The organism is Aquabacterium sp. (genome assembly GCF_041909175.1).
Taxonomy (GTDB): Bacteria; Pseudomonadota; Gammaproteobacteria; order Burkholderiales; family Burkholderiaceae_C; genus Aquabacterium.
In genome coordinates, this window is the sequence record NZ_JAYRDZ010000005.1 from 82,686 (window position 1) to 98,485 (window position 15,800).

The 15,800-nt window shown below is 62.0% G+C and carries 11 protein-coding genes; 4 read left to right on the plus strand and 7 right to left on the minus strand.

Going from position 1 to position 15,800, the window contains the following annotated elements:
- Positions 1 to 162: 162 nt before the first annotated feature.
- The 6 genes from ACE3PH_RS08790 to ACE3PH_RS08815 form a co-directional block, all read right to left on the minus strand.
- The gene (locus ACE3PH_RS08790) at positions 163 to 879 is read right to left on the minus strand and encodes a M48 family metallopeptidase (protein ID WP_374317976.1); all 717 of its coding nucleotides are present in this window, start codon (positions 877 to 879) and stop codon (positions 163 to 165) included.
- Positions 879 to 3,986, minus strand: coding sequence for a type I restriction endonuclease subunit R (locus tag ACE3PH_RS08795; RefSeq protein WP_374317978.1), 3,108 nt, complete (start codon positions 3,984 to 3,986; stop codon positions 879 to 881). The genes ACE3PH_RS08790 and ACE3PH_RS08795 overlap by 1 nt, the downstream gene beginning before the upstream one ends.
- A gap of 21 nt (positions 3,987 to 4,007) precedes the next feature.
- On the minus strand, positions 4,008 to 5,192 hold the full coding sequence (locus ACE3PH_RS08800; protein WP_374317980.1) for an ATP-binding protein: 1,185 nt from the start codon (positions 5,190 to 5,192) through the stop codon (positions 4,008 to 4,010).
- Between the two features lie 108 nt (positions 5,193 to 5,300).
- Positions 5,301 to 6,248: an endonuclease NucS domain-containing protein gene (locus ACE3PH_RS08805; protein WP_374317982.1), complete on the minus strand. Its 948-nt coding sequence runs from the start codon at positions 6,246 to 6,248 to the stop codon at positions 5,301 to 5,303.
- Entirely contained in the window at positions 6,245 to 7,462 is a 1,218-nt protein-coding gene (locus ACE3PH_RS08810) for a restriction endonuclease subunit S (protein ID WP_374317984.1), read from the minus strand. Before ACE3PH_RS08810 ends, ACE3PH_RS08805 begins: the two co-directional genes overlap by 4 nt.
- Positions 7,453 to 9,882: a type I restriction-modification system subunit M gene (locus tag ACE3PH_RS08815; protein WP_374317986.1), complete on the minus strand. Its 2,430-nt coding sequence runs from the start codon at positions 9,880 to 9,882 to the stop codon at positions 7,453 to 7,455. The genes ACE3PH_RS08810 and ACE3PH_RS08815 overlap by 10 nt, the downstream gene beginning before the upstream one ends.
- Positions 9,883 to 10,385: 503 nt before the next feature.
- On the opposite strand from ACE3PH_RS08815, the gene ACE3PH_RS08820 reads away from it, so the two are divergent.
- Both ACE3PH_RS08820 and ACE3PH_RS08825 read left to right on the plus strand, forming a co-directional pair.
- Complete coding sequence (locus ACE3PH_RS08820; protein WP_374317988.1) at positions 10,386 to 11,174, plus strand: hypothetical protein; 789 nt, start codon at positions 10,386 to 10,388, stop codon at positions 11,172 to 11,174.
- 32 nt (positions 11,175 to 11,206) lie between these two features.
- Positions 11,207 to 11,437 carry a VF530 family DNA-binding protein gene (locus tag ACE3PH_RS08825; protein WP_374317990.1) on the plus strand — a complete coding sequence of 77 codons (231 nt, stop codon included), beginning with the start codon at positions 11,207 to 11,209 and terminating at the stop codon, positions 11,435 to 11,437.
- A gap of 24 nt (positions 11,438 to 11,461) precedes the next feature.
- On the opposite strand, the gene ACE3PH_RS08830 is transcribed toward ACE3PH_RS08825, so the two are convergent.
- Complete coding sequence (locus ACE3PH_RS08830; RefSeq protein ID WP_374317992.1) at positions 11,462 to 12,799, minus strand: MFS transporter; 1,338 nt, start codon at positions 12,797 to 12,799, stop codon at positions 11,462 to 11,464.
- 181 nt (positions 12,800 to 12,980) lie between these two features.
- Between ACE3PH_RS08830 and ACE3PH_RS08835 the strand changes: the two genes are divergently transcribed.
- Positions 12,981 to 15,179: an ATP-binding protein gene (locus ACE3PH_RS08835; RefSeq protein ID WP_374317994.1), complete on the plus strand. Its 2,199-nt coding sequence runs from the start codon at positions 12,981 to 12,983 to the stop codon at positions 15,177 to 15,179.
- Positions 15,176 to 15,799, plus strand: coding sequence for a response regulator transcription factor (locus ACE3PH_RS08840; RefSeq protein ID WP_374317996.1), 624 nt, complete (start codon positions 15,176 to 15,178; stop codon positions 15,797 to 15,799). The genes ACE3PH_RS08835 and ACE3PH_RS08840 overlap by 4 nt, the downstream gene beginning before the upstream one ends.
- The last annotated feature ends 1 nt before the right edge of the window (position 15,800 follow it).

The following is a 15,800-nucleotide window of genomic DNA, read 5'->3' on the forward strand; positions in this document are numbered from 1 at the left end:
AATAAAGTCGTAGACAGCATCGGTAGAGGATGCGTAAGCTCCCCTGTCAAGCAGACTGTTGATTTCTAGATTGATACCTATCTGTCATTAACGCACGTCGTAGCAGTTCGTGGATGAAGTCCAAATTTCCAAGAATCTACGGTGATTTTTGAGGTGAGCGACTTAGTATCCCCAATCCTCATGCCTAACCGGCAACCTGTTGAGCCGCCTCCTCAACTGCTGCCAATGCGGCAAGTACAAGTCCATCAGGTCGATGAAGCGCTGGTTGTGTGTGGGCTCCAGCAGGTGCACCAGTTCGTGCACCACGATGTATTCCAAGCACTCCATCGGCTTCTTGGCCAGGTCCGTATTCAGCCGGATGTAGCCTGACTCAGGCGTGCAGCTGCCCCACTTGGTCTTCATGCGTTGCACGAACACCCTCTGCGCCTTCACCTTCAGCAGGGGCTCCCATTTCTCCAGCAATGCGGGCACAGCATCTCGCACCTGCTGCCGGTACCAGCCGTCCAGTACCTCTTCGCACCTGGCCTGATCTGCACCCGGCCGCACTTGCAGCTTCAGCTTGCGAGGCGTCAGGCTCACGTTTGGCGCTGCATCAGCATGGCTGATCTCCAGCAGGTAACGCTTGCCCCACAGGTAGTGGCTTTCCTTGTTCAGGTACTCGCGGGGCGTTTCGCGCTCCTGGTCCTGCAGCTTGCGCTGCTGTGACCGAATCCAACTCAGCTTCGAGATCACGAACAGCCGAATCGTGTCCAGCGGCATGCCCTGCGGCGCTGCCACGCGAACCTTGCCCACGGGCGGCAGCACGCTCAGGTGAACGTGCTTGATCGCCTTACGGGTCACTTCCGCATGCAGCTCCCCCAGGTCCAGCAAGTCGCGCATCAGTACTCCTTCTGCGCAAACACGATGGGGAACAGGCGGTTCACTTCCTTGATGTCCTTCAGCACGTCGAACATGGCCTGTTTGACCATCTGCTCTCTGGCCACCACGCCGCGCCAACCATCGGGGCGCTTGGCCTTGATGGCAGCGTCCAGCAGCATCGCGGTGTCCAGGGCTTTGTTGGCATCGCCGTAAGGCACATCAGGTTGCTGTGCAGCGTCTGTGGCCACATGGTCCTTCAGGTTGTTGTACAGGGCCAGTTGGCCTGCAGTCTTCACTTGCTGAGGGGTGTCATCAGCCTTGCCAGCGCTCACCTTCTTGGCCACCTCGGCAATGCGCGCCAGGTAGTCCTCGTATTCGATGGCCTTTTCTTTGCGCAGGCGGATGATCTCGTCCAGCAGGGCCGACATCTTGGCGAAGTAGGCCGGGTCGGTCAGCTGTTCCTTCAGGATCTTGCTGCGAACGTTGTTCTCGATCGTCTCGGCAATGGATTCCTGGTTGCCTTTCATGTCGCTCAAGCGCTCGGCGATCGCGTCGGCGATGCCGGTCTTCACGATCAGGTCCAGCAGGCCGATGCCATCGAACGGCGAAATCTTCCGCGGTGCCTGCGCCTCGATGTAGGTGTCGATGAGGTGGCGCATGTCCGCCTCATAGGGCTTCAGGTCCAGCGTTTCTCCTGAAGCCTTGCGGATGATCTCTCGCAGGTTCAGGTAGTGCTTTTGCAGGCTCTTCAGGTTCTCGATCTGCTCGGGCGTGTAGCCTGCGGCTTCCAGCTCGTCGGCAATGCCAGCGAAGGCACGCACCAGAGCCACCACCGCCTTGTACAGCGCCACGCGGTGCGGCTCGCGGGCCTTCAGGTCGTCAGGGATCTCGGTGTTGCCGCAGAAGTAGTGGATGTGCTCCAGATCACACTTGGGCGGGTCCACCGGCTCACACAGCAGGGCCAGCGCTTCGACTGCGTCGTCCAGTCGCGCGCGGCCAGCCTCAAGGCGGTCCTTGACCATGATCTCGGGGTCGGCGCCGCCTGCACTGTGGTCCAGCTCCGCCGTGTACACCGCGATGGCCTTTTCGACCTTCTTGAACAGATCTTTGTAATCAACGATGTGGCCGAAGTCCTTGTCTTCACCGTCGAGTCGGTTGGTGCGGCAAATGGCCTGGAACAGCCCGTGGTCCTGCATCGACTTGTCGATGTACAGGTAGGTGCACGGCGGCGCATCGAAGCCGGTCAACAGCTTGTCCACCACGATCATCAGCTTCATCTGTGCAGGCGTCTTGATGAAACGCTGCTTCACGTCTTGCTCGTACGACTCGGTTTTGTTCATGCCCGGGCTGGGCGTCACGTCCTTCAGCAGCTCGGTGTAGGTGTTGTAGATGAACTGCTTGTCGCTCTCAGTGTTGGCGCCGGTCTCTTCCTTGCTGATGTCGGCGGCCTGTGGGTTGTATGAGGTGACGATGGCGCAGCGGCCTTTGAAAACCGTCTTGCCGAACAGCACGAAGTACTTGCAGGCCTCGTAGATGCTGGACGCCACGAGGATGGCGTTGCCCCTCTCGTTCGACAGCCGAGGTTTGACGGCAAAGTCGAACACGATGTCGGCCACCACCCGGTCCATGCGGGCTCGTGAGCTGAGCACGTTCTGCATCGTGCCCCATTGCTTCTTCAGCTCGTCCTTCTGCCAGTCGTTCAGGCCCTTGGTCTTGGCTTCGAACCATTGGTCAATCTGGTCGGTGTTGCCCAGCTTCTGGTCGATGTCGCGGGCCTCGTAGACCAAGTCCAGCACCACGCCGTCTTCCACAGCCTCGGCAAACTTGTAGGTGTGGATGTAGCCGCCAAACACCTCCAGGCTGGTCTGAGCGTCTTGCTTCAGCAAGGGGGTGCCCGTGAAGCCGATGAACACGGCATTCGGCATCATGGCCTTCATCAGCCGGTGCAGCTTGCCGCCCTGGGTGCGGTGGCATTCGTCCACGAACACGTAGATCTCGCCTTGGGTGGGGCTGGGCTGGGCGGCCAGGTCACGCAGGAAGGCTTCGAAGTCATCCACATCGCGGCGGCCGAACTTGTGCACCAGCGAGCACAACAGGCGCGGGTTGGGCTGCGCCAATTGGGCCATCAGGTCGTGGCCGCTTTGGCTGCGGTGGATGGTTTCGCCCGCATCTTTGAACACGCGCTCGATCTGGCGGTCCAGCTCGTCACGGTCGGTGATGATGGCCACGCGGGCGGCGGGTTTGTTCTCCAGAATCCAGCGGGCCAGCATCACCATCAGGATGCTCTTTCCTGCGCCTTGCGTGTGCCAGATGATGCCGCCGCGCCGCTGCTCCACATGCTTCTGCGCAGCCTTGATGCCGAAGTACTGGTGCACGCGGGGCAGCTTCTTCACGCCGCCATCGAACAGCACGAAGTCGTGGATCAGCTCCAGCAGGCGGTGCTTGCTGCACAGCTTGGTCAGGTACTTGTCGAGCTTGTAGCCGTTGTTGTCGGCCTCGTCTTCCTTCCAGGTCAGGAAGTACTTTTCTTGCGTCTCGATGGTGCCGTAGCGCAGGCCTTCCGAATCATTGCCCGCCAGCACCAGTTGCACTGTGCTGAAGAACCAGTCGTTGAACTCAGGCTGCTGGTTCGACAGGCACTGGCGAATGCCTTCACCCAGGCCCACGCGGCTGCTTTTCAGCTCCAGCACACCCACGGCGATGCCGTTGACGTACAGCACGATGTCTGGCCGGCGCTCGTGGCCGCCTTTGAGGGTGACCTCTTCAGCGATGGCGAAGTCGTTCTTGCTAGGCTCAGCCCAGTTCACCAGGTGCACGGTTTCGGTGGCTTGCCCAGCCTCAACCCGTACGGACACGCCGTAGCGCAGCAGCTCGTACACCGCCTGGTTGGCGGCATACAGGGTGCGGCCATGCAGTGAGGCCTCAGACCGCAGCTTGTGCAGCGCCGCGCTGATGTGGGCGGGGCTGTAACCACTGCGGGCCAAATAAGCCGACAGCAGGCCCTCTTCGATGCAGTGGTTGCCAGCACGCTCCGACCAATCGCCCAGATATTGGTATTTCAGTGTGTCGGTGAACAGCTTGATCACCCGGTCTTGGGTGGCGCGTTCGGGTTTGTTGATGCTGCTCATTCGGCCCTCCCTGGGCGCGGCTCAGTCGTCTTCCAGAGGCAGCAGCCCCTGGGGCGGTGCCGGGGGCCATTGCTTGGCCTGGCTGCGCTTTTCATACCAGCGGTGCATCGCAGCATCTTCCAGCGCGTACTCACCACGGGCGGATTTCCACACCAGGGCAGGCATGCGCTGACGCAAGGCCTCCAAGGCTCGCTGCGCCTGGGCAGCGTTCACGGGGTGGCCCACCTTGTCACGGTAAAAGCGCAGCGCTTCGGCGTCGTAAGGGCGAAAGCGTGGGCCTTGTTCCAGCATGCGCCACAGCACAGCTTGCTCGGTGGGTTTGAGGCCCAAGTAATCTGACTCCATCTGCGCTTCATCTTGCGCCTGCTGTTGCTCAGCGGCTTGCAGCAGGGCAGGCTCGAAGCGCCCGTTCAAGGCTGCCAGCGGGCTGAGCACCTGGCCCAAAGCGGCCATGAAAAACTGAGGGCGGTGGCCGAAGACCTCGAAGGCCTGTTGCAACAGGGCCTGGTTCACTGGCTTGAGGTCGGGCCGCTGGGCCTCGATGAGCGCAGCCACATGGGCAATGAAGTCCAGTCCCAGAGGGGGCATGCGCTGGATTTGCGAGCCGTAAAACGGCGCGCCAGCCGTGTTGACCAGGCGCAGCAGTTTGTCGCGGTCTGAGCCCGACATGACCAGCATCAAGTTGACCTGACCGGGCTGGTTGAGCTGGTCACGGGCAGACTTCAATGCCGTCATCGCGGCCTCGCCAGCCTCGCTGGTGAGGGCGTGCTGAGCTTCGTCAATGATGAGCGCCACAGGTTGGCCCGCATGCTCGTGCAGCAATCTCAGGGCGTCGGTCAGTGTCAATCCATCGATCTTGCCGATCTTGCTGGTATCCACTTCCAGCCCGCCGAGCTTGACTTTGTCGAGTCCGGCCTTGCGTGCGGTGCGCGCCACCAGGCCAAGCTGGGGCTCCAGGGCCCGTGCGATCGCTTCGGCAATCAATGCGCCTGGGTCACGCCGGGCATCGGCCCACAAATCCACATACACCACCACCACACCGGCCGCCTGCAAGGCGGGGCGCAAATCGCCCTGCAAGAAGGTGGACTTGCCGGTGCGGCGCGGCGCGGCCAGGAACAGTCCGTTGTGGGCGTCGCCCAGCAGGGCCTTGCCTTGCAGGGCGGCCACCAGTTCCTGAGCCAGGGCGGTGCGGGGAAAGGCGATCATGCTGATTATTGTCGATTACTGTTGAAACGATAATTTATCCAAATGTGGATAAAAGTCAATAATCGGGCGGATGCTTCGGCCTGAGGCCGCCGCATGGCCAGTTGCAACTCAGTGCCGGATCAGCTTGAAACTAACCTGGTAGCGATAGAAGCTGATGTTCGGCACCGCCAGCAGGGCCCAGCGCAGCTTCTGGTCATCGTCCAGCGCGATGATGGCGCCCTCGACCGTCTGGTGGGGCTCGGCGATCTGCTCCTTCACGTAGCCCATGTAGCGCAGGATCTGGCCGACCACCACGTCAGAGGCGCGACCACGCTTGAGTTCGACCACCAGCAGGCGCTGCCCGTCTTTGCTCACGGCCAGGATGTCGATGGGGCCGGCGTCGGTGGCGTATTGCTGGCCCACCAGCTCGCCGTCTTCCTCAACGATCTTGAAGTGCTGCGCCAGTTCGGTTTGCGCCCAGTTCTTCACCAGGAAGTCTTCCAGGTGCTTTTCCATGGCGAAGGCCACGGGGTCTTCCACCACCGGGTCGGTGGCCACGATGCTGGGCGCGGCCTGGCCGGGCAGGGTCGAGAGGAACTGCTCGATTTCCTGGTGGTGGTCGGTGATGTTGCTCACCGTGCCGATGGAGCCGGTGGAGTTGCGCAGCGCCTCACTCATGGCGGCGCGGGCGATGGTGATGGGCAGCCAGTTCACGCTGCGGCGGTGGGGCAGCACCTGGCCTGGCGCATAGGTGTAGCCTCCTTGCACTTCACCCACGAGATAGTTGCCCGAGCCATCGGGGCACAGCACGATGTCGCCCGCTTCGATGCCTTTGGCCACCGTCCACAGCGCACCGCAGGCCAGGCCAGCGGCGATCTTGCTTTTGTCGGGGTGGCCAGCCAGGAACACGGGGATGAAGGCAGCGTTGAACTGCCTCCACTCATCGGGCAGTTGGCCGGTGAGGTCAACGTGGATGCCGAAATCGGCACCGATGAAGCCGGCTGTGTGGCATTCTGCTGCGTGCACGCTCTGGCGGCCCAGCATGACGCGGTAGTAGCGCTTGGCAGGTTTGCTCATGTGGTTGGCTCCACGAGGCGGATGCGGCCGGTCAGCAGGGCTTGGGCCATGGCTTGTTTGAGGGCGCGGGCTTTTGTGAGGCGCTCCTCGAGAGCTGCGATATTCACTTCAAGGTCGGAAAGTACCTCGACGATAGCTGTTTGCTCAGCTACGGTAGGCGGAAGGCGAACCTCGAAGGTCATGAACGTCGGCAGACGCAATGAGTCAACAGTTGCTTTGACTGAGTTCTCCATTGCGTGGGGGCCGAAGAAGACGCGCATGAAGAAATACACGAAACGACCTAGGACACTTTCACTAAAGTCAGTGATGCCATAGACGCGCTGATGCAGGGCAAAGCGGCCATGGAAGTAGTGAAAGATGCTGCCGATTCCACCTTCTCCCGGAATCAGAATTGCCTCACAGTCATGCGTGTAGGTATCAATCCGCTCAACACTTTGCGATCGAACAAAGAACGGGAATTCGCCATCCTCAACCTTGTCTTGGTTGTTCATCGAACCTGTTTTGATTCTTGCTATCTCTCCCAATGGGGCACAAGTCCAATCGCCGGCGAACCCCGGCAACCGCCGCTTGCCGGTGAGCAGTTCCTGCATGGTGCCTTGCTTGATCTGGCGCTTCTTGGTCAGCAGTTGCTCCAGCGAGTCGATCAGGGAGTCGGCGTCGGTGAGGGCGGCAGCAATGGCTCGCTGCTCAGTCGGCGTACTCGGCATCCCGATGTGTATCTTCTTGACGATCTCACCGCTGAGGTTCTCCTGACTTCCGCCATTGCTGAGGCTGCGGATGTACTCGTAGCGATGGGTTAGGTTGTGTCGTACAAAGTCACCGTCCACGCCCTCTTCGAGCTTGATGCCAGCACATGCCTGGTTGGTTGTTGCTGCGATGCGCAGAACAGCACATTTGCCACGAGTCTTGCCTTGGCCATAGAGCGCGATGAGTAGCGTGCCCGCGGGTAGCCACTTCGCCGCTGAGTTCTGGAGTCCGGCTAAGGTGATGTGCTGGGCGGCGCTAGTTACTTGGCCACATTCAAGTTCTGCGGTTGTAACCCAGGGAATGTCGCCATCCCAATATGCGGTCACCTTGCGACTGGGTGTGCCACCAGAAGTCACTTCCGCCATGTCGCCAACCGTTTTGTCGAGCCAATCGATTGGAATGTCACCGGCCTCGGTTCGTTTGAACTGAGCTGTCAAGTACTTGACGTTGGGCTCCTTCACTTCCATGTAAACCCCATCATCGCCAGATGACCAGCCACCCGCGCCTCCAGGTAATCCACCTGCTGCGCCATCTCCGGCATCGTCTGGCCATACCGCTCGGCCAATTCTTTCACCCGCCCCGTCAACGCCTGGCTCACACGGTCCAGCTCGCCATGCACTGCGGCATCCAGCGCAGTCATCCACTTGTGGTCTATCACCAGCGTCTTTACCTCATCGGTAGTCAGTGTGGCGTAACGCGCCAGTGCCATCGCGTCCAGCTCGGCATCCAGTGTCTTGATGCGCTTCTTCAGGCTGCTCACCTGCTCTGAAAAGACCGCCCAACGCTTGAGCACGGCCAGTTCTTCGGCGGCATCCGGATCTGGCCCGATCTCCTTGATGCGCGACTTCACTTCCTTGTCGTTGATCTTGTCGAAGCCGTTGAACACGGCATCGTCGCCGCTGTGCTCTTCTTCCAGTTCGGTTTGCGCAGCCTGGGCGCTGTCCAGCTCGGCCGTCAGCTTGTCCAGTTCGGCTTGCTCGGCCGCGAAGTGGTGCTGCACCAGCAAGGCCTTGGGTACGAGGTCGCAGGCCCAGCCTTTGTCCACGGTCTTGCCGGGCGTGCCATCCTTGTTTTTCTTGGTCTCCAGCACGCGGTAGGGCTCGGCCTTCCAGCCGTCTTCGGCAATCAGGTAGGCGTCGTCTTGCATCGTGTTGGCCCAGTAGTCCGTCAGGTGCTGGTACACGGCATAGGGGTCGATCAGGGCCCGGGCTGTGGGCTGGTGCTCGTAGTGCGCCAGCAGACCTTCGGCCAGCTCATGGATCAGCTCTTTAGGGTGGAAGCCGGGTGCCAGCGTTTTCAGCCGTTGGGTCGCGGGTGTTCGCCACGCATCGAAGTGCCCGTTCATGGCCTGGGTGAAGGCCTGGAACTCGGCGTGATGGTGGATGGTGGCTTTGATGGCCGCAGGCGCCACCGTCAAGTCCACATAGCCGGGGCGACGGGGTTTGAACAGGGCAGCCTGCATCTGCGGGCAAACGGCCCAGTAGCGGCCCAGCGCTTGCACATCGGCCTCGGGAATGCCGCCGTTCAGGTGGGCATCAATGTCCTGCTGGTCTTCGGGCGTGCTGCTGTCGATATAGCGCGGCAGGTTGAGGTTGAAGTCGTTCTTCTCGATCTCGTCCAGCCCCACCATGCGGGCGTAGCGCGGGTCGCTGTCGTCCAGCTGGGTGAAGGTGTCCACGATGCGGTGGATGTCGCGCTCGCGCAGGCGGTTCTTGGGGCCGTCTTTCATGAAGCCTTGCGAGGCGTCGATCATGAAGATGCCTTTGCGCGCCGCTGCACCGCCCTTGTCGATGACGATGATGCAGGCCGGGATGCCGGTGCCGTAGAACAGGTTGGCGGGCAGGCCGATGATGGCCTGGATCAGGCCGCGCCGCACCAGGCTCTTGCGGATCTCGGCTTCGGCATTGCCCCGGAACAGCACGCCGTGCGGCAAGATGCACGCGCCCCGGCCGGTGCTCTTGAGCGAGCGGATGATGTGCAGCAGGTAGGCGTAGTCGCCTTGTTTGTCGGGCGGGATGCCGTGGCCGTCGAAGCGGCCAAAGGCGTCGGCTTGCGGGGTGAGGCCGGTGCTCCAGCGCTTGTCAGAAAACGGCGGGTTGGCCACCACGTAGTCGAAAGTCTTGAGCTGGTCGCCGTCCAGGAACTTGGGGTCGGCCAGGGTGTTGCCTTGCTCGATCACGGCACCGGGGTTGTGGTGCAGGATCATGTTCATGCGGGCCAGGCCGCTGGTGACTTCTTCCTTTTCCTGGCCGTACACGCTCACCTCGGTGGGTGCTGCCTCAGTCACTTTCAGCAGCAGGGAACCTGAACCGCAGGTCGGGTCATACACGGTGGTGTCGGGGCTGGTCTTGGCTTTGGCAATGCCCAGCACCTGGGCCATCACGCGGCTGACTTCGGCCGGGGTGTAGAACTGCCCCTTGCTCTTGCCACTTTCGGTGGCGAAGTGGCGCATCAGGTATTCGTAGGCATCGCCCAGGATGTCGTCGCCATCGGCGCGGTGGCGCGTGAAATCCAGGTCGCGCGATTCGAAGATGCCGATCAGATTGGTGAGCTTGTCAACCTTCTCTTTGCCTGAGCCCAGCAGGGCATCGTCGTTGAAGTCGGCCTTGATGCGCAGGCGGTTGGCTTCTTCCAGTGGGCGAACGATTTTCTTGTTGATCTGGTCGCCAATGTCGCTGCGGCCCTTGAGGGCCACCATGTCGGCAAAGCTCGCGCCTTCGGGGATCTGGATGGGGGCAAACGGTTGGCCAGCGTACTTGTCGCTGATGTACTTGATGAACAGCAGGACCAGCACGTAGTCCTTGTACTGGCTGGCGTCCATGCCGCCACGCAGCTCGTCGCATGAGGCCCAGAGTTTGGAATAGAGGTCTGACTTCTTGATGGGCATGAGAGAACTGAATCCAGGGATACATTTATGCGAATAGCGATATTTTCGACGACAGCGAGCGCTGTTGGTTCCATGTGCGCTGCTGAGAGGTTGAGCATGATTTGGGTTTGCAGGGCACGGGCCTACCCCCTTCAGATGATTGCCAATTTTTGTGGCAGAGCCAAGGCGAGCGGATTGTCTGCATTTTGCTGCTGACAGGCCTTGTCCCGCATCTATGGGACAAGACCTCCTGCCTGCCTGTGTCACGATGGGCTGACTGACGGCGGGTGAAGAAAGGGTGTCCCGCATGAAGGGGACACCCGTGCACGTTACTGAGGCTCCCGCGTTGGATGAGCAGGCCGCCAGATGTCTGACCACCGGCCGCAAGGAGCTTCAGATATGGACCACGTCCATCGGCAGTGCACGGCACGCCATGTCGATCAGGCTGTGACCGTGAACCGCTGTCGCTTCTTGTCCAGGCAAGCGGGCATGGTGTCGCATGTGCAATTGCCACGTCCCTAGTCATGTCGATCACACACACGCCAGAGGGTGCCATGCCGAATGCCCACTTTCCGAACCGCCGTGACTGCATGCAGCGCTTGCTGCTGGCTGGGCTCGCTGCCGGTGGCCCGTCGCTTGCGCGGGCTGCGCTGGAGCGACCATCCGTGCTGCGCCTGCCAGAGGGCCTGTCGCGAGACTTGAATGCCGCATTGCAAAGCAAGCAAGGCAACAGTGACTTGTCTGACGCATGGACCGTGCGGCGGTCGACATACTTCTGGCAAACCCATGCACGGCCGCAAGGCATGACCTTGCCATCTGAGGCGGGCAAGCTGTTGCTGATGCCGGCGCTCAACTGTTTCAGTGCCTATTTTCTCAATGGTGACCATTCCATTCGCAGTCTGGGCGTGTGGCCGGACACCGGCACTGGCACCGGGCCACGGCTGTTTTTCAGTGACAACAATGGTGGCGACGCCCTTCGAGGCCAGGCCAAGCAGGAAGAAGTCATGTTTGCCGTGCGGATTCAATGGCTGCCAGTCAGTCTGTTCGACCGCTTGCGCGCGACCGTGGGCGGCACGGACCGCGAAGGGGCACCCTTTGTCAGTCAGGTCATGCGCCGACGCACGGTATTGACGGGGTTTGACCTGCGGTTCACCAACGGTGGGCACAAACTTCAGAGCATCGGGCTCAACAACCAGGACAGTGTTGGCTCGGACAACTGGCTGCGCTGGAGTGACAGCAATACCGATGACCCCATCCGGTGGGAGGCCAGCTACCGCTTGTTGGCAGATGGGTTGCTTCCGGATTCGGACTGACGCGGCGGGTGGCGGCTTGCATAATCGCCCGCATGGATCACCAACCGGACAACCCCTTGCACGGGGCCACCCTGCAGCACATCGTTGAGTGCCTGGCCGATCACTACGGCTGGGCGGAATTGGGGCACATGATCCCCATCCGCTGCTTCACGCATGACCCGAGCGTGGCGTCGAGCCTCAAGTTCCTGCGTCGCACGCCGTGGGCGCGCGCGAAGGTGGAGGCGCTTTATGTTGACACCTGGCGGCGAGCCAGGGGCCTGTGAACCCCTGGCTGCGCCGATGTGTCGTCAGGCCTTGTGTTCGGCGTCGATGTAGGACTGCTTCTTGGTGTCGCGCATCAGGACGTTGACCAGCAAGGTGCAGAAAATCACGGCCGAGGCGTACCAGTAGAAGCCACCTTCGTTGCCGGCTTGCTTGAACCACAGGGCGATGTACTCGGCGGTGCCGCCAAACACGGACACGGCCAGTGCGTAAGGCACGCCCACACCCGTGGTGCGGATGGCAGCCGGGAAGAGTTCGGCCTTGACCACGGCATTGATGGATGTGTAGCCCGAGACGATCAACCAAGCGCAGGCAATCAGGCCGAAGGCTTCCCAGGGGCCCTGGGCATGCTGGATGGCAGTGAGCAGGGGCACGGTCAACAGGGTACCCAGCAGCGCGAAGCCCACCAGCAGCGGACGGCGACCGATGCGGTCAGACAGGGCACCGTACAAGGGCTGCAACAGCATCGCGAAGATCAGCGAGGCCGCAGAAACAGCGGTGGTCTGGTTGTCCGTCAGGCCCACCGACAGCTTCAGGAACTTCTGCATGTAGGTCGTGTACACGTAGAAGGCCAGGGTGCCGCCCATGGTCAGGCCGATCACGATCAGGCATTCACGCGGGTATTGCAGCAGGGTGCGCAAGCCACCTTGCTTGGCGCCCTTCTTGCGGGCGGCTTCGAACTGGCTGGTCTCCGGCAGATCCTGACGCATCCACACCGCGATCAGCGCCAGGGCGGCACCAATGAGAAACGGAATGCGCCATCCCCAGGCACGCAGCTCTTCGGGGGTGAGCACCAGCTTTTGCAGCACCAGCAGCACCAGCAGGGCCACCAGCTGGCCGCCAATCAGCGACACATACTGGAAGCTGGCATAGAAGCCGCGGTGCTTCGAGCTGGCCATCTCTGACAGGTAGGTGGCGCTGGAGCCATATTCGCCGCCCAGGCTCAGACCTTGCAGCAAGCGGGCGAGCAGCAGCAGCACGGGGGCCAGCGTGCCGACCGTGGCGTAGGTGGGGGCGCAGGCGATCAGCAGCGAGCCGCAGCACATCAGCAGCACCGAGGTCATCAGCGCCGTGCGCCGCCCCAGGTGGTCACCGATATAGCCAAACAGCAGGCCGCCGATCGGGCGAATGAAAAAGCCCAGGGCAAAGATGCCGGCCGTGGCGAGCAGCTGGGCTGTCGGGTCCTGCTTGGGGAAGAACGAACCTGCGAAGTACAGCGCGAAAGCCGAGTAGCAGTAGAAGTCGTACCACTCGACCAGGTTGCCCAGCGAACCAATGAAGATGGCCTTCAGGCGCTGGGCAGAAATGGCTTCGGATGCGGGGCTGGATGCGGCCGCGTCGAGCGCAGCTTGAGGGGTGCTCATCGAGTCTCCTGTTCAAGAGGTGCCAGGCTGTCTACCCGGTCATATGGCGAATGTGAAAGTGTCTCGATTTGCAGTGCGTGGCGCATCCGCAGGGCCCCAAGGATGGTTCTGCGTAGATCTACGTAGAGCGGTGCGGGTGACGCCAGACGAATTTCGTGCAACATCGCGCCACGGACAAGCTATGCGCACACTTTTTTCCTTTTCACGACCCTGGCAGCGCTGGCTGGCCGGCCTGCTGGCGCTGGCGCTGGCTGCGCTGGTGGTGCTGGTTGCCGGCAACTGGGCCGAACAGCGCGAGACGGCGCAGCGCCGTCATGCCTTGCGCTCGGCGCTGGACATGCATGCCCAATGGCTGCGCGACATCACGCGGCAGTACGCGTTCCTGCCCGTGCTGGCTGGCGGGCAAGCCGATGTGTTGAACCTGCTGGTGACCCCGCAGGACGGCGTGCGGCAAGCCGAGGTCAACCGCTACCTGGAAGCCATCAACGCCCGAGCCGGTGCCATGGCCTTGTTCGTGATGGATGTGCATGGTCGAACCCTGGCTGCCAGCAACTGGCAAACCGCCGACAGCTTTGTCGGGCATGACTACTCGCGCCGGCCGTATGTGATCCAGGCCCTCGCCGGGCGAACCGGCATGTTCTATGGCGTGGGCATGACGACCGGCAAACCGGGGCTGTTCATTGCCGAGCCCTTGCGGGTCAAGGGGCGCATTGCCGGTGTGCTGGCGGTGAAGGTGGCGCTGGACACCTTGAATGTCAGCTGGACGCATTCTCCCGAGCCCGTCTTGTTGCGTGATGCGCATGGGGTGAGCTTCATGGCCAGCCGCGCGGATTGGCGCTACCACCGTACCCGGCCGTTGACGCCGGCGGAACAGACCGAGCTGAAATCCAGCCAGGCTTATGGCCCTGGTGGCGGCGACATGCCGGCGCTGGTGTGGCGGACCAAAGCTGCAGGCGGCGCGGGCTCATATGTGTTGCGCACCGAGGTGGATGGGCGCCCGCGCCAATACCTGGCTGAAGACCTCGCCTTGCCGGAGTTCAACTGGACGCTGACTGTGCTGTCGGACCGTGCCGCGATCTTGCAGACCCGCAATGAGGCGTCGGCCATGACGGCCCTGGCGCTGGCTTTGCTCGCCATGGCCAGCCTTTACTGGCGGCTGCGTGAGCGTCGCTTTGCCGAACAGAAGCAGGCCCGCATCGACCTGGAGCAGCGGGTGCTCGAGCGCACGCGGGAATTGCGTGATGCCCATGCCTTCCGTGATGCCATGGGGGACTCCCTGCTGGTGGGCATGCGGGCGCGCGACATGGACGGCACCATCATCTATGTCAACCGGGCGCTGTGCCAGATGGTGGGCTACAGCACACAGGAGCTGATGAGGCAGAAGCCGCCTTATCCCTACTGGCACCCGGACGACATGGAAAAGCACTGGATCGACAGCGATGCGGCGCTCCACGGGTTGGCCGAGCCGACAGGCTTCGAGTCGCGCATACGGCACAAGGACGGCCATGATGTGATCACCATGGTCTACACCGCGCCGCTGATCGATGCCGATAACGTGCAGCGTGGCTGGATGAGTTCGGTGGTCGACATCACGGCGCAGAAGCAGGCCGAAGCGCGCGAGCGCCTGCAGCAAACCCAGTTGCAGCGTAGTGCACGTCTGGCCAGTCTGGGTGAGATGGCCTCATCGGTGGCCCACGAGTTGAACCAGCCGCTGATGGCCTTGTCCAACTTTGCAGCGGCGGCCAAGGCCCTTGCACGTAGCGGGGCGCAAGATCTGCTGCAGGCCAGCCTGGACGACATCCAGGGCCAGGCGCGCCGCGCGTCCGAGATCGTGCGCCGCATCCGCAGCATGGTTCGACAGGACCGTGGCGTGGCCGAAGAGTTCCTGGTCGACGACTGGGTAAAGACCGTGCTGGGCTGGCTCAAGCGCGACATCCAGTCGCGGCAGGTGCGCGTGCAGTGGGGCATTCCGCCCAACCTGCCACCGCTGACGGCGGACCGCGTGCTCGCCGAGCAGCTGTTGATGAACCTGCTGCAAAACGCCTTGCAGGCACTGGACGGTCAGCCGATGGAGCGCCGCGTGATCGAACTCGCGGCCGAGGTGCGGGCAGGGCATGTGTGGCTGAAAGTGGCGGATCACGGCCCTGGTGTCAGACCCGAAGACGCCCCGCATCTCTTTGACCCATTCTTCACGACCAAGGCCGACGGCCTGGGATTGGGCCTCAACATCTGTCGCTCCATCGTCGAGTCGCAGGGGGGCAGCCTGCATTGGCAACCCCGGCCGGGCGGTGGCGCACAATTCGAATTCAGCCTGCCTTTACATCCTTCGTCGGCAGCAGATGGAACTGCCCGCCCGCCAAGCGGCCCCTCCGTGTCATGACCTTGTCTCCCCCTCGCCCTCAGATAGCCGTCTCGGTTGTCGATGATGATGAAGCTGTTCGCCGGTCGTTGCTGATGCTGCTGTTCCCGCAAGGGCTGGCGGTACAGGGCTTTGCTTCGGGTGAGGACTTTCTGGCCGCGGTAGACCCACAGCAACCGGGCTGCGTGATCCTGGATTTGCGTCTGGGTGGCATGAGCGGCTTGCAGGTGTTCGAGCGGCTGCGAGAAGCCCGCAGCCCTCAGGTGGTGCTGTTCCTGTCAGGCCATGGTGACATCCCGACTGCATTGGAAGCGGTCAAGCGCGGGGCGTTCGACTGGGTGGTCAAGCCCGATACCGAACAATTGCTCGACAAACTGCCGCTGGCGCTCACTGAGGCCGCCGATCGCATCGAGGCCCTGACACAATGGCGTAGTCTGACGCCGCGTGAACGCGAAGTGGCGCGGTGGGTGGCCTTGGGCCTGTCGAACAAGGCCATCGCGCGCACCCTGGTGCCCGAGTGCAGTTCGCGCTCGGTTGAAACCCACCGTGCACATGTCTTTGCCAAGCTGGGCCCCGCCAATGACAATGAGCTGGGGCGCTGGATGGCACGTTTCTCGTCGATGCTGGACGGTCCGCTCTGAT